The 19,033-nt window shown below is 62.0% G+C and carries 17 protein-coding genes; 11 read left to right on the top strand and 6 right to left on the bottom strand.

From position 1 onward, the window contains the following. Positions 1 to 158 precede the first annotated feature (158 nt). Genes CFAEC_RS02945 through CFAEC_RS02935 form a run of 3 tightly spaced genes read left to right on the top strand, consistent with a single transcriptional unit; the run spans position 159 to position 2,991 of the window. Positions 159 to 1,145, top strand: a complete 987-nt coding sequence (locus tag CFAEC_RS02945; RefSeq protein ID WP_290278668.1) for a FecCD family ABC transporter permease — start codon at positions 159 to 161, stop codon at positions 1,143 to 1,145. Continuing rightward, a complete protein-coding gene (locus tag CFAEC_RS02940) occupies positions 1,142 to 1,948 on the top strand; it encodes an ABC transporter ATP-binding protein (protein ID WP_290278666.1) in 807 nt (268 codons plus the stop codon). Before CFAEC_RS02945 ends, CFAEC_RS02940 begins: the two co-directional genes overlap by 4 nt. Positions 1,949 to 1,980: 32 nt before the next feature. Continuing rightward, a complete protein-coding gene (locus tag CFAEC_RS02935; RefSeq protein ID WP_290278664.1) occupies positions 1,981 to 2,991 on the top strand; it encodes an ABC transporter substrate-binding protein in 1,011 nt (336 codons plus the stop codon). A gap of 176 nt (positions 2,992 to 3,167) precedes the next feature. On the opposite strand, the gene CFAEC_RS02930 is transcribed toward CFAEC_RS02935, so the two are convergent. The 4 genes from CFAEC_RS02930 to CFAEC_RS02915 form a co-directional block, all read right to left on the bottom strand. Beyond that, a complete protein-coding gene (locus CFAEC_RS02930; RefSeq protein WP_290278662.1) occupies positions 3,168 to 3,359 on the bottom strand; it encodes a hypothetical protein in 192 nt (63 codons plus the stop codon). A 165-nt stretch (positions 3,360 to 3,524) separates the two neighbouring features. Next, a complete protein-coding gene (locus CFAEC_RS02925; protein WP_290278660.1) occupies positions 3,525 to 4,193 on the bottom strand; it encodes a trimeric intracellular cation channel family protein in 669 nt (222 codons plus the stop codon). Between the two features lies 1 nt (position 4,194). Further along, positions 4,195 to 5,112, bottom strand: coding sequence for an exodeoxyribonuclease III (locus CFAEC_RS02920; RefSeq protein WP_290278658.1), 918 nt, complete (start codon positions 5,110 to 5,112; stop codon positions 4,195 to 4,197). Between the two features lie 35 nt (positions 5,113 to 5,147). Beyond that, positions 5,148 to 6,413: an MFS transporter gene (locus CFAEC_RS02915; RefSeq protein ID WP_290278656.1), complete on the bottom strand. Its 1,266-nt coding sequence runs from the start codon at positions 6,411 to 6,413 to the stop codon at positions 5,148 to 5,150. Positions 6,414 to 6,608: 195 nt separating this feature from the next. On the opposite strand from CFAEC_RS02915, the gene CFAEC_RS02910 reads away from it, so the two are divergent. The 7 genes from CFAEC_RS02910 (at position 6,609) to CFAEC_RS02880 (ending at position 14,517) form a co-directional block, all read left to right on the top strand. Further along, positions 6,609 to 7,655, top strand: coding sequence for an iron-siderophore ABC transporter substrate-binding protein (locus tag CFAEC_RS02910; protein WP_290278654.1), 1,047 nt, complete (start codon positions 6,609 to 6,611; stop codon positions 7,653 to 7,655). Positions 7,656 to 7,661: 6 nt separating this feature from the next. Further along, the gene (locus CFAEC_RS02905; RefSeq protein WP_290278651.1) at positions 7,662 to 8,660 is read left to right on the top strand and encodes a FecCD family ABC transporter permease; all 999 of its coding nucleotides are present in this window, start codon (positions 7,662 to 7,664) and stop codon (positions 8,658 to 8,660) included. After that, positions 8,657 to 9,682 (top strand): FecCD family ABC transporter permease, encoded by a 1,026-nt coding sequence (locus CFAEC_RS02900; protein WP_290278649.1) that lies wholly within the window; start codon positions 8,657 to 8,659, stop codon positions 9,680 to 9,682. Before CFAEC_RS02905 ends, CFAEC_RS02900 begins: the two co-directional genes overlap by 4 nt. A 2-nt stretch (positions 9,683 to 9,684) precedes the next feature. Continuing rightward, on the top strand, positions 9,685 to 10,503 hold the full coding sequence (locus tag CFAEC_RS02895; protein ID WP_290278647.1) for an ABC transporter ATP-binding protein: 819 nt from the start codon (positions 9,685 to 9,687) through the stop codon (positions 10,501 to 10,503). Next, positions 10,500 to 11,423, top strand: coding sequence for a siderophore-interacting protein (locus CFAEC_RS02890; protein ID WP_290278646.1), 924 nt, complete (start codon positions 10,500 to 10,502; stop codon positions 11,421 to 11,423). The genes CFAEC_RS02895 and CFAEC_RS02890 overlap by 4 nt, the downstream gene beginning before the upstream one ends. Before the next feature lie 85 nt (positions 11,424 to 11,508). After that, positions 11,509 to 13,698 carry an NADP-dependent isocitrate dehydrogenase gene (locus tag CFAEC_RS02885; RefSeq protein WP_290278645.1) on the top strand — a complete coding sequence of 730 codons (2,190 nt, stop codon included), beginning with the start codon at positions 11,509 to 11,511 and terminating at the stop codon, positions 13,696 to 13,698. 93 nt (positions 13,699 to 13,791) lie between these two features. Next, positions 13,792 to 14,517 (top strand): hypothetical protein, encoded by a 726-nt coding sequence (locus tag CFAEC_RS02880; RefSeq protein WP_290278643.1) that lies wholly within the window; start codon positions 13,792 to 13,794, stop codon positions 14,515 to 14,517. Between the two features lie 229 nt (positions 14,518 to 14,746). Here CFAEC_RS02880 and CFAEC_RS02875 read toward each other — a convergent pair whose 3' ends face one another. Together CFAEC_RS02875 and CFAEC_RS02870 are read right to left on the bottom strand one after the other, a co-directional pair. Then, positions 14,747 to 14,950, bottom strand: a complete 204-nt coding sequence (locus tag CFAEC_RS02875) for a YbdD/YjiX family protein (protein ID WP_290278640.1) — start codon at positions 14,948 to 14,950, stop codon at positions 14,747 to 14,749. A gap of 13 nt (positions 14,951 to 14,963) precedes the next feature. Continuing rightward, positions 14,964 to 17,156, bottom strand: a complete 2,193-nt coding sequence (locus tag CFAEC_RS02870) for a carbon starvation CstA family protein (RefSeq protein ID WP_290278638.1) — start codon at positions 17,154 to 17,156, stop codon at positions 14,964 to 14,966. Between the two features lie 451 nt (positions 17,157 to 17,607). Here CFAEC_RS02870 and CFAEC_RS02865 point away from each other — a divergent pair, with 451 nt between their 5' ends. Beyond that, positions 17,608 to 18,924 carry an O-acetylhomoserine/O-acetylserine sulfhydrylase gene (locus CFAEC_RS02865; protein ID WP_290278637.1) on the top strand — a complete coding sequence of 439 codons (1,317 nt, stop codon included), beginning with the start codon at positions 17,608 to 17,610 and terminating at the stop codon, positions 18,922 to 18,924. Positions 18,925 to 19,033 lie beyond the last annotated feature (109 nt).

Genomic DNA, 19,033 nt, shown 5'->3' with positions numbered 1-19,033 from the left:
AACATTAATCTCCGCTCCTGACAACAGGGTTAAGATGACCAATGAGAGGTGATCACCCGAAAGTTTGGGGATTTGCTCATACGGTTGGTTAAGCTAAGCGGGTACTGAGCTCGAATCTATTGCCATTAAGGGATGTTGTGTCGCGAACTAGCAGCGGATTGACTACGCCGGTAGTCATCATCGGATCGATCATTCTGCTGGTCGGCTCGTTCGTGGTCTCCCTCATGCTGGGACCGGTGACCGTGCCCTTCGCTGATCTGCCCACCTCGCCGGTGGTCACAGAGATCCGCGCCCCACGCATCATCATCGCCGCGTTGGTGGGTGCCGCCCTGGCCGTGTCCGGTGCCATCATGCAGACGGTGTTCCACAACCCCCTGGCTGATCCGGGCATCGTGGGTGTGTCCTCCGGAGCTGCGGTGGCCGCGGTGCTCACCATTGTCACCGGTACCAGCTTCTTCGGTCAGTGGACAGTGCCCTTCGCCGCTTTCATGGGTGCGCTGATCACCGTGGCGGTGGTCTATCTGATCGCCAGCTCCAGGGCGATGGATGGCCGCGGTGCCGATCCCGCCACCCTGGTGCTGGTCGGCCTGGCCATCACCGCGTTTCTCGGTGCGGTGATCTCCGCAGCCACGGCCAATGCCCCGCAGGATTCGGAACTGCGTTCCGTGGCGTTCTGGCTCAACGGTGATCTGGTATCCCGCACCTGGGACCATGTGGGGGTGGCGGTGATCCCGATCATCCTGGGGCTGATCCTGGCAGTCGGTGCCTCCCGCGACCTCAACCTGATGCTGTTGGGCGAATCCACCGCACAGACCTCCGGGTTGAATGTGGGCCGTGCCCGCATCATCCTGCTTGCCCTGGCTGCTCTGCTCACGGCGACGGCGGTGGCGGTCTCCGGAACCATCACCTTCGTTGGGCTGGTGGTGCCTCACCTGATCCGCATCGTCATCGGCGCGGATCACCGGGCACTCCTGCCGGCGGCCGCGATCCTCGGTGGCACTTTCGTCATCGTCGCGGACACCGTGGCACGCCTACTCTTCTCCCCCGTGGTGCTGCAGACCGGCGTGGTGGTGGCGTTCATCGGTTCGCCGATCTTCCTCTATCTTCTGCTCACCGTGCGCAAGCGGAGAGGACTGGGGCTGTGAGCCGATCGGACAGCCTCAGCATCGAGGTGAAGAACCTGGACGTCACCTTCCCCACGCATCATGCGGTGCGGGGTGTGTCCTTCCATGCTCCTGCGGGACAGGTCACTGCGCTCATCGGCCCCAACGGGGCAGGAAAATCCACAGCGCTGTCAGCGATGGCGGGGTTGATTCCGTCCACTGGTGATGTGTACGTGGGGGGCGTGGGGGTGTCGTCGCAAAGCACCTCAGACCGCGCCCGGCTGATGTCGCTGGTGCCGCAGGACACCGAGCTGCGCATCGGTTTTGCGGCCCGCGACGTGGTCGCGATGGGGCGCTACCCACATCGCAAACGCTTCACCGCAGAGTCCGAGGAGGACCGGCGCGCCACCGAGGACGCGCTCGGGGCGATCAATGCGCTGCATATCGCCGACCAACCCGTCAACGAGCTCTCAGGTGGCCAACGCCAGCTCATCCACATCGCGCGCGCCCTGGCGCAGGACACCGCCGTGATGCTTCTCGACGAGCCGGTCTCCGCCCTCGATCTCCGCCACCAGGTGGAAGTGCTCCAACTGCTGCGCCTGCGCGCCGCCCAGGGCACAACCGTGGTGGTGGTGCTCCACGACCTCAACCACGTCGCGCGCTGGTGCGACCACGCCGTGCTGATGCAGCAGGGAGAGCTAGCCGCCGCCGGCACCGTGGCCGAGGTGCTGCAACCCAGCACGCTGTCGCGGGTCTACGGGCTGCCGATCGCGGTGGATGATGATCCGACCACCGGCAGCCTGCGCATCACCCCATTCCCCACCACCACTGACCCTCTGTTCTAACTGTTCTGTTTCTGAAAAGGATGATCTACTCCGTGAAGAAGTCTGTGAAACTCTCTACCGCCCTGCTGACCGCAGCGCTGACCGTGCCGTGGGCACTCACCGCGTGCTCACCGGCGGAGGAGAACCCTTCCAGTGCTGATAACACCACGACCACTGCAGCTGCGGAGGTGTCCGGGGAGGCCGCCGCTGATTCGGATGCCGACTACCCGCGCACCGTCACCATCGACGACCAGGAAATCACCCTGGAATCCAAGCCGATGCGTATCGCCGTGATCACCCCGGAGGCCGCTTCTCTGGTCCTGCCGCTCGCCGGCGCGGAGCGGGTGGTGGTCACCTCCGAGATGAACCCCGAGGATGAAGAGCTCTACGCTCTCGCCCAGGATGTCCCCACCCAGATCAAGCCCGGTGGTTCCCTGGATCCAGAGCAGGTGCTCGCCGCTGACCCTGATCTGGCGATCGTGAGTGCGCGCTTTGATACTGAGCAGGACACCATCACCATCCTGGAGAACTTCGGTGTGCCGGTGGTCAACTTCGACATCGATGGTTGGGGCGATATTGATTCCATCATCACCCACATGAATTATGTGGGCCAGCTGGTCGGTGCTGAAGATGAGGCGGCAGAGGCCATCGCTGAAATCCAGGAGACACGCTCCGAGGTAACCACCCCGGAGGAGGCCCCGAAGGTGCTCGCCATGATGCAGCGCGGCCCACGTCAGATGATCATGCCTGGATCTTCCATGATGAGCGGGCTGATCCGTGAAGCCGGCGGCGAGCCCCTGGTGGACTCCCTGGGCGCCACCGGCACGATCACTGCTGATCCCGAGCAGGTCCTCGCGATGAACCCCGACATCATCATCATTCAGGATTACCTGGGCAAGGGTCGCGATGACTTCGCCGACTTCCTGTCCAACCCCGCGTTGGCGGATGTCCCGGCGATCGCTGATGACAAGGTTTTCTACGCGGACACCCGCACCACCGGATTCGCCGCCGGCACCGACATCACCCAGGGCCTCCTGGAGGTCTCGGAGATGATCAACTCATAGACCCGCTGTCCCGGCGGGGCGGATCACGTCACGCCAGGGGGCAGGGGTGCGCGGTGTGACGTACATGCTGATATTGGCACCGTCTGGAAGAAACAGAAACTGCGCCGTACCTCCCGTCAAAAAAGGGGAGGTGCGGCGCAGTTTCCTATCCCGCTGTGGTGCGGGGAGACAAACTCCTAGAGCTTGCGGGAGGTGGGGGAATGGACGTCCAGGGCGACGGAAATACCCCAGGTGATGATTCCGCCGCCGACAGCGATGATCATTGCTGCGACGATAGCCATGACGGCGAATCCGACAGCTGCTGCGTACCAGATACCTGCGGCCAGAATGATGGCGCCCAGGATCAGAAGAATGAATGCCTTGCCCATGTGCAATCCTTACGTTGTGTTCCAACGGCGGGTCCAAGTGCCCCACAGTTGGTATAGCTGATACAGCCTCAAAAAAGTTCCGGATCACACCATACCCTGTCCTATCAATTACAGGGAAATGACTAAAACTCTTTAATAGTTCGAGTCAATGTGCATGCGACCAGGCTACTTCTTCTTCCAATTCCAGAATCGCCAGATCCGGTTGGTGGGATCGCGCTGGATTTCGCTTTCCTGATAATCGAAAACCGGGAGTGCCCAACCGCGCCACAGCGCAAGCAGACGGGCGGTGAACGCCACCAGAACAGAGACGACGACCGTGACATTCTCACTGGCCCCCAGGTACATCATGACGAAGTACACACACGTGGCCAGCAGCGCGATGGAAGCATAGAGTTCCTTCTGGAACACCAACGGGATGCGGTCACAGAGCAGATCACGCAGCACACCACCGAAGACACCGGTGAGCACGGATGCCACCACCGCGATGATGAACCCATACCCCATCTCCAGGGCGATCTGTGTGCCGATCACGGCAAATGCTGACAATCCCACGGCATCGAGCACCAGGAACAACACCCGGAAGTGTTCCATGAGGAATGAAATGGACACGGTCAGGATCGCCGCGCCGATGATGAGCAGTAAAAACTGCGGCTTCTCCACCCACACCAATGGATAGTGGCCCAGCAGCATGTCACGCAATGAGCCACCACCGATGGCGGTGACGCAGGCGATGACAGAGACACCGAACAGGTCCATCTTCTGCCGTCCTGCGGCGAGGGCACCTGTCATTCCTTCGGCGGTGATGCCGATTGCCCAGAGAATTGTCAGCAACATGTTAAGAGTAAATCACATTGAGCGGTGAGTGATCGGACCATCGGAGGTCATAGGCCTCTGCCTTATCCACCCAGCTACGTTCCGCGCGGTCCACCATTGCCTTAGTGGCGGCCTGGTAATCAATGCGCCAGCCGGCGTTGGTGTCGAAGGCCTTCCCGCGGTAGGTCCACCAGGTGTACGGCCCCTCCCCCTCCGGTTGCAGGCGACGTGCCACGTCGAACCACGCCGGGTCGGCGTGTGCTTGTCGACGACCCGCCGTCCCCACATATTCCACCGCCCCGAAGAAGTCTCCCCCGCCATCAACCTGGGACTCCTCATCGGGAAAGCTGCCGAATACAGAGTCCATCCAGGCACGCTCATCGGGAAGGAACCCGGATTTCTTCTGGTTGGTCTTCCAGTTCTTCAGATCCTCACGGCGGTGGCAGATGTTCCAGTCCCCGCCGATCACCATGTGACTGTGGGCGGCTGCGCGCTCTGCCAGGATGCCGGAGAACTCATCGAGGAAGTGGTATTTTTCATCCTGCTTCTCAGTGCCAGCTGAACCGGAGGGGAGGTAGAGCGAAGCCACGGTCACGGGTGCCCCCAGGGAGGTTTCCCTGATGGTGGCTTCGATGTATCTGCCCGAATCGAGGAAGGAGCCGAAACCTACGTGGACGTCGATAAGCTCGTGCCTGGACAGGATGCCCACGCCGGCCCGACCCTTGGCGGCCGCCGGCGCACCCACATAGTGCCACCCGGCATCCAGCACCGGCTGGAGTGCCTTTTCGGTGTCCTTCTCGCTCGCGCGGACCTCCTGAAGCAGGACGACATCACTGCCTGATTTCTCCAGCCAGGGGATGAACCCCAGGTTGGTTTCGCTGCGCTCTTTCACGGCTGCTCTGATGCCGTTGACGTTGACGGTGGTGATCTGGAAACTCATGTGTTTCAGCGTAGCCCGTGGGGTGGACACGATGCCTATCCGCGTCGACGCAACCACACCATCGGGAACCAGATACCGATCGACAGAACCGCCAGTACCGCACCCGCCAGGGCGGGCGCACTGTAGGAATAACCTGCGGCAATGACTGCGCCACCCATGGAGGCACCCACCGCATTACCGATGTTGAGGGCCGAATGGTTGAGGGAGGCTGCCAGGGTCTGTGCCTTGCCTGCCACATCCATGAGCCGGATCTGCAGGGAGGGCACCAGGGTGGACCCGAAGAAACCCACCAGGCCGAAGTTGATGGTGCCTGCCACCGGGTGATGCGAGGTGAAATAGAAACCGATGAGCACCACCACGATGCAGATCAGTGCCAGGAGGATGCCGCGGTCCACATTCCAGTCCGCGAGCCGTCCACCCACATAGTTGCCGATCACCATGCCCACGCCGTAGGCCATGAGCACCACCCAGATCAACGAGGCCGGAAGACCAGCCTGTTCCGTCATGGTCCAGGAGATATAGGTGTACACCGCGAACATGCCGCCGAAACCGATGGAACCGATCGCCAGGGTGAGCCAGACCTGACCACGTTTGAGAGCACTCAGCTCCGTCAGCGGACTGGTGGGCACCATCCGGGACATGTGCGGCATGAGGAACCACAGGAGAACCAGGGTGATCACGCCGATGACGGTGACCATCCCATAAGCCGCGGACCAACCGAACTGGACACCCAGCAACTGGGCGGCCGGGACACCAATGACGGTGGCCACGGAGAGACCCATGCCCACGAAGGCGACAGCTCGCCCGCGTTGCCCTTCGGGAGCCATGGAGGCTGCTGACAGACCAGCCACGGAGAAATACGCCCCATGGGGCAGGCCTGCGAGGAACCGGGCGACCAACAGCACACCATAGGAGGAATCCAGCATGGACAGGGCGTTGCCCACCACGAATGCCGCCATGAGGATCAGCAGGAGACGCCTGCGGGGAATGCGTCCGGTGAACGCTGTGATCAGCGGAGCTCCCACCACCACACCGAGTGCGTAGACGGTGATGATCCAACCGGCACGGTCCTCGGAGATGGAGAAATCATCAGCGATCATGGACAACAGGCCCATGGAGACGAACTCCGTGACACCGATGCCGAATCCGCCCAGCGCCAGGGCGGTCATGACGATGTAGCGGCGGACGTCCGAGATCTCAGTCTGGCGTGGCAGGGGGCGTCGCAGTTGGGGTGTGGTTGTACGTCCGGTCGGGTTGGCTTCTTTGACCACCTTCACGGGGGATCGTCCAGAGTCGTGCATGGAGCAAACAGTAACGGACATGGGTTCAAAGCGCTCCATCGCAGCTGGTGGTTGTGGGCATCATTCCCTCGCCGCATGGGTTGTGACCTCTGTCATTTATTTTTCCAGAACCACAATGCTACCATTGGGAACCCTAACCTAACTTAGGTTGAGCTAATATGCTTCCGTAGATCCCGAAAGTGACCCCCTTGAACCATGCGACGATCACGCATCCTCTCCGGTCTTCTGGCCGCAACCCTCACATTCACCCTGGCGGCATGTTCAGAGTCCGGATCCCCGACACCGTCGGTAACCTCAGCAACCTCTGCAACCACCTCGGATGATCAAGCCTTCCCCCTCACCATCGAGCATGCTTTCGGGGAGACCACCATCCCGACCCTCCCGGAACGGGTGGCCACCGTGGCCTGGGGCAACCATGAGGTGCCCCTCGCACTGGGGATCACCCCGGTCGGCATGGAAAAAGCCACCTGGGGTGACGATGACGGCGATGGGGTACTGCCCTGGGTTGAGGACAAGCTCAACGAGCTCGGTGGTGCCACGCCGGAGCTTTTCGACGCCACCGACAGCCTCCCCTTCGAAGCAATCGCCAACACCCAACCCGATGTGATCCTCGCGGCCTACTCGGGGCTGACCCAGGAGGATTATGATCAGCTCTCCCAGATCGCCCCGGTGGTGGCCTATCCGGACCAGGCGTGGGGAACCACCCTGGAGGATCAGATCCTCATGAATGCGACAGCTCTGGGAAAGGAGAAGGAGGGTGGGGAACTCGTCGCAAAGCTTGATGGTGAGGTCGACGCCGCGCTGAACGCCCACCCCGCACTCCGGGAAACCACGCCGGTGTTCGCGTTCTTCGATGAATCCGACCTGTCGCAGATCGGCGTGTACACCTCCGTGGATCCGCGGATGGGGTTCCTCCTGGACGCAGGAATGCAGGAGGCCTCGATCCTGGAGGGTTCTGCCGATTCCGACAGTTTCTATGAGCAGATCTCCGCGGAGAACCCTGAAGCGTTCGAGGATGTGGATCTCATCATCACCTACGGTTCCGAGGATGACACTGTGAATGCCGATTTATTGGACAAGCTCCAGGCTGACCCGTTGCTCTCACGAATCCCCGCCATCGCCGCGGGCCGGGTGGTGTTCCTGGGCGAGAATCCGACCGCCGCCTCCGCCACCCCGTCTCCCCTATCAATTTCGTGGGGTATTGATGAATACTTCGCGGAACTTGCCGAGGGACTCAACTAAACGGATATGGCCATCGCAACACTTCCCAAACAGGGGATCCTTCTGATCGCACTGGGTGCCATCCTGTTCGTGGCGTGCATCTGCTCACTGATGTTCGGTGTCCGTTCCATCAGCGGTGCTGATGCGCTCCACGCGCTGTTCGGATACGCCAACACCGCGGAGGAGGCCGCAGCCATGAAAAGGATTCCCCGGACCGTCCTCGGCATGGTCATCGGGGCGGCCCTGGCGGTGTCGGGAACCACCCTGCAGGCTGTCACGCGTAACCCACTGGCGGACCCGGGGATTTTCGGGGTGTTGTCGGGTGCATCCCTCGCGGTGGTCATCGGCATCGCCTTCTTCGGGCTGTCCGCGGCGGTGCCCACCATGGCGGTGGCGGTGTTCGGCGCGGCTATCGCGGCGGTATTCGTCTACGTCGTGGGCTCCCTGGGTGGTACCACCCCACTCAAACTCGCACTCGCGGGCGCTGCCACTGCCGCGGCACTGTCCTCCATGGTCAGCGCGGTGTTATTGCCGCGTGTGCAGGTGATGGACAGTTTCCGGTTCTGGCAGATAGGTGGGATCGGTGGGGCAGATTGGGTCCGGATCACCCTCGCCGCCCCGGCGCTGGTTGCCGGTGTGCTCATCTGCGGGGCGTGCGCCCGTGGCCTCAATGCACTGGCGCTGGGTGATGATATCGCCACCGGCCTTGGGGAGAACGTTCTGCGTACCCGGTTGGTGGCATCAGCCGGGGCCGTCATCCTGTGTGGTGTGGCCACCGCCCTGGCCGGACCGATCGCTTTCGTCGGGCTCATCATCCCGCATCTGTGTCGGCTCATCGTCGGCACAGACCACCGATGGTTGATCCCCACCTCCGCGGTGGCGGGTGCAGCGCTGCTGTTGTTCGCCGACACCGCAGGGCGGGTGATCACCCGCCCCGGGGAGATCGCCGTGGGCATCATCATGCCGCTGTTGGGGGCACCGTTATTCATCTGGATTATCCGACGACAAAAGGCGAGGGAACTGTGACCACCACTGTGCAGATCACCCGGATCCGTCACCAGACACGGACCCGGCGCGCGCTGCTCACCACGCTGCTGGCACTGATGGTGGTTGGGGTGTTCTGCGGCAGTCTGATGTGGGGCGAGGTCAGCTACTCCCCCGCCCAGGTATGGCAGGTGCTGCGCGGTGAGCAGGTCGCGGGTGCCAGCTATGCCGTGGGCGTTCTGCGTCTGCCGCGTGCGGTGATGGGTTTGGCCGCGGGACTGGGGTTCGGTGCAGCGGGTGTGATCTTTCAGACCCTGCTGCGCAATCAGCTGGCCTCCCCGGACATCATCGGTATCTCCTCTGGGGCTTCGGCAGCAGGGGTGATGTGCATTGTTTTCCTCGGCCTGGGGCAGACGATGGTGTCGGCGATCTCCCTGGTCGCGGCGCTGGGTGTGGCCCTGGTGATCTATCTGGTGTCTTATCGGGGTGGGTTCTCCGGGATGCGGTTGATTCTCACCGGTATCGGAGTGGCTGCCATGTTGAATTCTCTGGTGACGTATTCCCTGTCCAAGGCGGATACCTGGGATCTGCCCACGGCCACCCGATGGCTGACGGGTTCCCTCAACGGTGCCACGTGGGAACGGGCGTTGCCCCTGGTGGTGACGGTGATGGTCCTCCTGCCCCTCCTCATCCTCCTGCAGCGCCCCATCACCATCATGCGTCTGGGGGATCCCACCGCAATCGGCTTGGGTGTCAATGTCACGGTCATCCGCATCACGGTGATCATGGCGGCGGTGACACTCATCGCGGTCGCCACCGCGGCCTGCGGGCCAATTGCCTTCGTGGCATTTGTCTCCGGGCCACTGGCCGCCCGGTTGCTCGGTCCCGGGGCATCACTCGTATGGCCGTCCGCCCTGATCGGCGCGTTGATCGTGCTCAGCTCAGATCTGGTTGGCCAGTACCTGCTGGGGACCCGTTATCCGGTGGGTGTGATCACCGGTGCGCTCGGCGCCCCATTCCTTATATATATGCTCATCCGTTCCAACCGGGAGGTAGGACACTGACCATGACCATCAACCACACCCTCACCGCACACGGCATCACCCTCAGGTACGGGGACCGCACCGTGGCGCAGCACCTCAATCTGGATCTTCTACCCGGCAGGCTCACCTCCATCGTGGGGCCGAACGGTTGCGGAAAATCCACCACGCTGCATGCTCTGTGCAGGCTTCTGCAACCAGCAGCCGGCACGGTGCAGCTCGATGGCGTTCCCCTGGGTACCTACCGCGGCAAGGCCCTGGCCCGTATCCTCGGTCTGCTGCCCCAGTCCCCGACCGCGCCGGAGGGCATCACCGTCACGGAATTGGTGGGGCGGGGTCGACATCCCCACCAGGGGATGTTGGGCCGGTGGTCCACCCATGATTATGAGGCGGTGGCCCATGCCCTGGACATCACGGGCACCACGGATCTGGCCCAACGGTGCGTCGATGAGCTCTCCGGGGGTCAACGCCAGCGCGTGTGGATAGCCATGGCGCTTGCCCAGGAAACGGATATTCTCCTGCTGGATGAGCCCACCACCTATCTGGATATTGCCAACCAGCTTGAGGTGCTCGATCTGCTCACCGACCTCAATCATCGCCTGGGCACCACGATTGTCATGGTGCTGCATGATCTGGGGTTGGCTGCCCGCTACTCCGATCACCTCATCGCCATGAATGCGGGCCGGGTTCACGCAACCGGCACCCCTGCCGAGGTGGTCACCCCGGACACCATGTCCGAGGTCTTCGGGGTGACCGCGCAGGTGATCCCGGATCCGGTATCCGGTGCCCCGCTGGTCCTGCCCATCGGAAGACACCACACCACCCAGGAAAAGGTCAGCCCATGAACACCTCAACCAAAAGCCGCCCCAGCCACGCACCGGTGACAGCCACGGTGCTGAGCGTTGAGAAGCTCTCCCCGCATTTCATCCGCATCACCTTCGCCGCACCCGGGGTGGGTAGCTCCGGATCGGGTATTTTTGATCAGCGCATCAAATTGATCTTCCCTGCTCCCGGCCATGCACTGCCGGTTTTATCCGGCGTGAACGGGAACTGGTACGCCACCTGGTGTGCGCTGCCGGAAGCCACACGCGGGGTCATGCGTACCTATTCCATCCGCGCCTTGGATGAAACAGTCGCCCCAGTACACCTGACGGTGGATTTTGTCATTCACACCGATCCCGGTCCCGCTGCGGCGTGGGCGGAGGACGCAACGCGCGGCGATGAGATCATCATCGTGGCACCGCAGCCCGGCGCGGAGCCCTCCGGTATCGAGTTCGCCCCAGGCGATGCCACAGCGATCGTGTTGGCCGGCGATGAAACCGCTGCACCCGCCATTGCCCGCATCCTCGAAGACCTGGGGCCGGACAGCACCGGTGTCGCCTTCATTGAAATACCCACCCCAGCTGATGTGCTGCCCATCAGCACCCCATCTGGCGTGGATATCCGGTGGCTGCCGCGCCTGGGCGCGGGCCACGGTGAGCTTCTCATCCCCGCTGTGCTGGGGCACCTCGGCGTGACGCTTATCCGCGCGCACCCCACCGTCGCCGAATCCGCATCTGATCTGCTGTGGGAGACACCTGTGTTTTCGTCCATGGGTGAGGAATTAGCAGAAACCTGCTCTGACAGACACACCTACTACTGGATCGCCGGGGAGAGCGCGTTGGTGACGGGGCTCCGCAGGGCTCTGGTGAAAGAGCATGGTCTGGACCGTTCACAGGTTGCCTTCATGGGTTATTGGAAGCAGGGAGTGGCGATGAGGGGTTGATAGGGATCGCCTGAAGGCTCAGCAAGTTGGAAGACACTGTATTCTTGATAGTTGAACAAAAGAGCCCAATTTTACAAGGAGACTCATGACTAAGATCATCTGGACCCGCACCGACGAAGCCCCACTGCTCGCGACCTACTCGCTGAAGCCAGTCGTCGAGGCTTTCGCTGCTACCGCGGGTATCGAGGTCGAAACCCGCGACATCTCACTCGCAGGCCGAATCCTCGCGCAGTTCGCGGACCGCCTCACCGAAGAGCAGAAGGTTTCCGACGCCCTCACCGAACTGGGCGAGCTGGCAAAGACCCCGGAAGCGAACATCATCAAGCTTCCCAACATCTCCGCTTCCGTCCCTCAGCTCAAGGCTGCCGTCAAGGAGCTTCAGGCACAGGGATACGACCTGCCGGAGTACGAGGATGCCAAGGACAAGTACGCTGCTGCCATTGGCTCCAACGTCAACCCGGTCCTGCGCGAGGGTAACTCTGACCGCCGTGCCCCGATCGCTGTCAAGAACTTCGTGAAGAAGTTCCCACACCGCATGGGTGAGTGGTCCGCGGACTCCAAGACCAACGTTGCCACCATGGGTGCCAGCGACTTCCGTAGCAACGAGAAGTCCGTCATCCTCGATGAGGCAGACACCGTCTCCATCAAGCACATCGCAGCCGACGGCACTGAAACCGTGCTGAAAGACTCCCTGCCACTGCTCAAGGGCGAGGTCATCGACAGCACCTTCATCTCAGCCAAGGCACTGGATGCCTTCCTGGTTGAGCAGGTCAAGCGCGCCAAGGACGAGGGCATCCTCTTCTCCGCACACATGAAGGCCACCATGATGAAGGTCTCCGACCCGATCATCTTCGGCCACATCGTCCGCGCGTTCTTCACTGATGTTTTCTCACAGTACGGTGAGGAGCTGCTCGCAGCCGGCCTCAACGGTGAGAACGGCCTGGCTTCCATCTACGACGGTCTGAAGGATCTGACCAACGGTGAGGAGATCAAGGCAGCCTTTGACAAGGCCCTGGCCGATGGTCCGGACCTGGCCATGGTCAACTCCGCCCGCGGTATCACCAACCTGCACGTTCCTTCCGACGTCATCGTCGATGCCTCCATGCCTGCCATGATCCGCACCGGTGGCAAGATGTGGAACAAGAATGACGAGACCCAGGACACCCTGGCCATCATTCCTGATTCCTCCTACGCAGGTGTCTTCCAGACTGTCATCGAGGACTGCCGCAAGAACGGTGCCTTCGATCCGACCACCATGGGCACCGTCCCGAACGTCGGCCTCATGGCCCAGAAGGCTGAAGAGTACGGCTCCCACGACAAGACCTTCCGCATCGAAGCCGACGGCAAGGTGCAGATCATCGCCTCCAATGGTGATGTCCTCATCGAACACGACGTGGAAGCCGGCGACATCTGGCGTGCCTGCCAGACCAAGGATGCCCCGATCCAGGACTGGGTCAAGCTCGCCGTCAACCGCGCACGCCTCTCCGGCATGCCTGCAGTGTTCTGGCTCGATCCAGAGCGCGCACACGACCGCAACCTGATCTCCCTGGTGGAGAAGTACCTGGGTGACCACGACACCGACGGCCTGGACATCCAGATCCTCTCCCCTGTCGAGGCAACCCAGCACGCAGTTGACCGTATCCGCCGCGGCGAGGACACCATCTCCGTCACCGGTAACGTCCTGCGTGACTACAACACCGACCTGTTCCCCATCCTTGAGCTCGGCACCTCCGCCAAGATGCTGTCCGTGGTTCCACTCATGGCTGGCGGCGGACTCTTCGAGACCGGTGCCGGTGGCTCCGCCCCGAAGCACGTCGAGCAGGTCACTGAGGAAAACCACCTGCGTTGGGATTCCCTCGGTGAATTCCTGGCGCTGGCAGAATCCTTCCGCCACGAGCTCAACACCAAGGGCAACACCAAGGCCGGCATCCTGGCCGACGCCCTGGATCGTGCGACCGAAAAGCTGCTTAACGACGAAAAGTCCCCTTCCCGCAAGGTCGGCGAGATCGACAACCGTGGCTCCCACTTCTGGCTGTCCAAGTTCTGGGCTGACGAGCTGGCAGCACAGACCGAGGACACCGAGCTGGCTGAGACCTTCGCACCTGTTGCCGAGGCACTCAACGCCAAGGCCGACGAGATCGATGCCGCCCTGATCGCTGATCAGGGTCGCGCTGTTGACCTGGGTGGTTACTACGCTCCTTCCGAGGAGAAGACCTCCGAGGTCATGCGTCCGGTTGCTGCCTTCAACGAGATCATTGATTCTCTGAAGAAGTAAGCACCTCACGCCTTAGCGGCCGCGATCCCACCTGGGGTCGCGGCCGTTTGGTTTTGCTGGCATTACGGCACGGGCGTTGGGGATAATGGACAGATGATGAACCGACGTTTCCTCACCGCCCTCTCCGGCTGCCTGACCACCGCTGCGCTCCTTGTCTCCCCCGCCATCGCTGCGGCGGACACCATCTCTGCGGACACGGATCAGGAGATGTGCATCGCCAGTGAGAACGACACCTCCAGCGTTGTGACCTTCTGGGAGGACCTGGAAGAGGATGTCCGCACACAGCGTCTCGCGGAGTTGGATGAGCAGGATCCCGGGATAGGGGCGGACATTGAAGCATTCATCGCTGAATCCCCCGGAGCCCCCACCGCTGCGGAGCTACAGTTACGACTGGACGCTCTGGAGACTGGCGAGGGCCTGGCCATGTTATTACCGGAATCCACCACCGACCTCGAAGTGGTTGACCCACAGAACCAACAGAAGTTCCAGACCGATTACACCTACGATGAGGCGAAGCAGATTGTCGCGGACATCCCCGAGGATCCTGCTGTGAATGTGGCTGCCCAGTTGGATCAGGCCGCAGCGGTGAGCACCCGCCTGGCAGAGATCCGCGCAGAGGTGTTCGCGCAGCGCACAGACGAATACAGCCAAACGCAGTTCGACCTTCGGGATGATTTCCAGTCCTGCATCGATGAGATCGACGACGCCCGCCCCATTCCTGTTCAGTATCTCATCCTGGGCGGGGCGATCCTCCTCGCACTGGTTGCCCTGGCGGTTACGGCATGGACCAACTCCCGCAGGCCCAGCCGACACGGTTAATGGTCAGTTCTTCCCCTCCACGCGGTAGCACAACCTTTACCACGACATCGCACCTACGACATCAGTAGCGATGTCGTAGTTAACCTGACTGATGTCTGTGATGCGATGTCGTGGTTGGGGATTTAGGACTCGTTCGCCCCGCAGATGCCGGTGTCTGAGTCCCAGGGCAGGAATGACGAAACCTCCCCAAGGTGTCCATGAGGAGGTCGTCGCAAAGCGCACTAAGCAGCTAACAACAACGGGCGCCGGGATTGGCGTCCTGCGCGGCATAGCGGGCCCGCCAATATTCGCGTTCTGTGGGCACCGTGGCATCGGGTTGGTGAGCCTTCAGGTGCGTCACATACTTGGCATAGGCGGTGTCCCCCATCAATTCGGTGAGGTACCACCACACGTGTGCGGGGGTCTTGAGAATGGTGCGGGCCAGGCTGTTCATGGTGTCAACCAGCCTAGTGTCCGACACCGCGGTTGGCGGGAACACCGGTTGCGGCTTCGCGTTCATCCCACATGGCCTGGATCTCCTTGTCCTTCGAGGACGCAACGAAACCGGCCGGAGCGAACAGGGCGGATTCGGTATCGGGTTCCTCGGTGGTGGCGACTTCCTCACCGCGGGCACGTGCCTGGATGGATTTCACACACACGACCAGGGCGGCGATGACCACGATGAGTACGAGCACGGCGAACACGATGGAGAGCACACCCTGGATGAAGGTGTTGCGGATGACCGCATCAATGGCCTCCGGGGTGGCTGCAGCCCCGAAGGAGGTCAGCCCATCTGCCTTGGCCTCGCGGAAGTTGCTGTTCTGGGCCCAGTAACCGATGGCCGGGTTGGAGTGGAAGATCTTCTGCCAGGAGGCGGTCATGGTGACCACCACATCCCATGCCAGTGGAACAGCCGGGATCCAGGCCCACTTATACAGCCCCTTCTTCACCACCACGACCAGGATCAGTGACAGCGCCATGGCGGCGAGCAGCTGGTTGGCGATACCGAACAGTGGGAACAGCACGTTGATGCCACCGAGCGGGTCGGTGACGCCCATGAGGAGGATGGCACCCCACAGTGCACAGACCACGATGGTGGAGATCCAGTTGCCCAGGGTCCAATTCGGGTCCTTGAATTTACGCAGACCGGGGATGGAGCCGAGGGAGTCGGTCATCATGAAGCGGGCCACGCGGGTGCCGGCATCAACTGTGGTGAGGATGAACAGTGCTTCAAACATGATGGCGAAGTGGTACCAGAAGGCCTTCATGCCGGCCCCGCCGAAGATATTGGCCAGGATCTCGGACATGCCGAATGCCAGGGTCGGTGCGCCACCGGTTCGGGAGATCACGGAGGCTTCACCCACACCGTCAGCGGCGTCCTGGATCTGGTCTGCGGTCAGGTCATTGCCCGGCAGGCCGATGGAGTTGACCCAGGTTGCGGCGGCTTCCGGGGTGCCACCGGTCAGTGCGAGCGGTGCGTTCATGACGAAGTACAGGTGGCGGTCCAGGATCACTGCGGTGATCAGCGCCATGATGGCCACGAAGGATTCCATGAGCATGCCGCCGTAGCCGAGCATGCGCATCTGGGATTCCTTCTCCACCAGCTTCGGGGTGGTGCCCGAGGCGATCAGTGCGTGGAATCCGGAAAGCGCACCACAGGCGATGGTGATGAACAGGAAGGGGAAGAGACTGCCGGAGAACACCGGTCCGTTGCCGTCGGTGGCGAAGGAAGTGACAGACGGCATCTGGATTTCAGGGCGGTCGATGAGGATACCCACGGCCAGCAGCGCGATGACGCCGATCTTCATGAAGGTGGACAGGTAGTCACGTGGTGCCAGCAGCAGCCAGACCGGCAGGATGGCGGCCATGATGCCATAACCGATCAGTGCGAGAGCCAGGGTGGTCTTGGACCAGGTGAACCATTCCACACCCCAGGAGGTTTCCGCGACCCAGCCGCCGGCGACGATCGCCAACAGCAACAGTGCCACACCGATGATGGAGACCTCGGTGACTCGCCCCGGGCGCAGGTAACGCAGGTAGAGGCCCATGAACATCGCGATCGGGATGGTCATGGTGATGGAGAAGACGCCCCACGGGGAATCTGCGAGTGCGTTGACCACCACGAGTGCCAGGACGGCGATGATGATGATCATGATGGTGATGGTGGCCAGGATGCCGGCGAAACCACCGACGGTGCCCATCTCATCGCGGATCATCTGGCCGAGTGAACGACCACGTCGGCGTGTGGAGATCCACAGCACCAGGTAATCCTGGACTGCGCCGGCGAAGATCACGCCGAGGATGATCCACAGGGTTCCGGGCAGGTACCCCATCTGGGCTGCCATGACGGGGCCCACCAGGGGTCCGGCGCCGGCGATGGCGGCGAAGTGGTGTCCGAACAGCACACGGCGGTCGGTGGGGACGAAGTCCTTGGCGTCGTTGACGTATTCGGCCGGGGTTGCGCGGTTGTCCTTCGGCTTGACCACCTTGTATTCGATGAGTCGGGCGTAGAAGGAGAACGCGATGATATAGGAACCCACGGCGGCCAGAACCAGCCACACGGAGTTGATGGTCTCGCCCCGGGCGAAGGCGATGGCGCCCCAGCCGACGGCTGCCATGACGCCGAATACAAGGAGGCCCACGCGCGCGGTGGGCGACATTTTCGCGGGTTTTGCTCCCACGGGAAGGTCTGTGGCGCTACTGTAGATCAGATTGTCATCTGTTCTTGCGTCGTCTTGTTTGATTGTCACGGGACTACAAGCTTTCTCTGAATGCGGAAAACGGCGGAGGACCCAACTTGCGCACGGTATGGGGTGGCCGCGGCACAAATTGGGTGGAAAGCTGTGAGCAGGGGTTTCTGCCCGTGGTTGACCGGCTTATGGTCATCCTTTATTGAAAAATATCACCTGGGCGTGAGTTGAGCCATAGATTTGGGGAAATGGTGGTAGGGCCACACCCCCGCCCACCCCAACCGGGGCATGAACCGCTCGGTCTATTGCACTAGACCGAGCGGTTCACTAGGGTGGCTGGTACCGCCCTCTCCTGGAGAGGTGCTTATCGACGAAAAACCGATCACCCCCACCCACAACTCGCAAAAGGACACCCCCACACATGGCAACCAAATACGACAACTCCGACGTTTCCGACTGGGGCTTTGAAACCCGCTCCATCCACGCGGGCCAGCCAGTGGATTCCGACACCGGTGCCCGCAATCTCCCGATCCACCTCACCACCGCCTTCGTCTTCGATTCCGCCGAGCATGCCAAGCAGCGCTTCGCCCTGGAGAACCTCGGGCCGGTGTACTCCCGCCTGACCAACCCCACCGTCGAGGCCGTGGAGAACCGCGTGAACAACCTCGAGGGCGGCGCCTACACCGTCTTCTTCGCATCCGGCCAGGCAGCCACCACCGCCTCCATCCTCAACCTGGGTGGGGCCGGGTCCCACGTGGTGACCTCCCCACGTCTCTACGGTGGCACCGAGACCCTGTTCCTGGTCACGCTCGCACGCCTGGGCATCGAGTTCACCTTCGTGGAGAACCCGGATGATCCTGAGTCCTGGCAGGCCGCAGTCAAGGACAATACGATCGCGTTCTTCGGCGAGACCTTCGCCAACCCACAGGCTGATGTCCTGGACATCCCCGCCGTGTCCGAGGTTGCACACCGCAATAATGTGCCACTGATTGTGGACAACACCATCGCCACCGCAGCCATTGCCCGTCCGATTGAACTGGGTGCTGATATCGTCGTGGCCTCACTGACCAAGTTCTACACCGGCAACGGCTCCGCCCTCGGTGGCGCACTGGTGGACGGCGGCAAGTTTGACTGGACCGTTGAGCGCGATGGCAAGCCGGTCTTCCCAGACTTCGTCACCCCGGATCCCGCCTATCACGGCCTGAAGTACGCCGACCTGGGTGCAGCAGCCTACGGACTCAAGGCCCGCGTGGGTCTGCTCCGTGACACCGGTGCAGCCCCCTCCCCCTTCAACGCCTGGGTCACCGCGCAGGGCCTGGACACCCTCTCCCTCCGCCTGGAGCGCCATAACGAGAACGCCATCAAGGTAGCCGAGTTCCTCAACAACCATGAGAAGGTGACCAAGGTGAACTTCGCCGGTCTGCCCGATTCCCCGTGGAACGCCACCAAGGAGAAGCTGGGCCTGAAGTACACCGGCTCCGTTCTCACCTTCGAGGTCGCCGGCGACAAGGACGAGGCATGGGCGTTCATCGACGCCCTCAAGCTGCACTCCAACCTGGCCAATATCGGTGACGTGCGTTCATTGGTGGTCCACCCGGCCACCACCACCCACTCCCAGTCCGATGAAACCGGCCTCACCCGTGCCGGCATCACCCAGGGCACTGTCCGCCTGTCCGTGGGTATTGAAAACGTCGAGGACATCATCGCTGACCTGGAGCGCGGTTTCGCAGCCATCTAGGTTGCGCCGTCGCCCCAGCATGCCCTGACCGGAGAGTTCGACTTCCCCGGTCAGGGCTCTGCCATCCCCACGGTGCATGAAAGCGACGCGAAAACTAGACTAGACAGAG

The organism is Corynebacterium faecale, from assembly GCF_030408735.1.
Classification (GTDB): Bacteria; Actinomycetota; Actinomycetes; order Mycobacteriales; family Mycobacteriaceae; genus Corynebacterium; species Corynebacterium faecale.
This window is presented reverse-complemented; position numbering and strand designations above follow the sequence as displayed.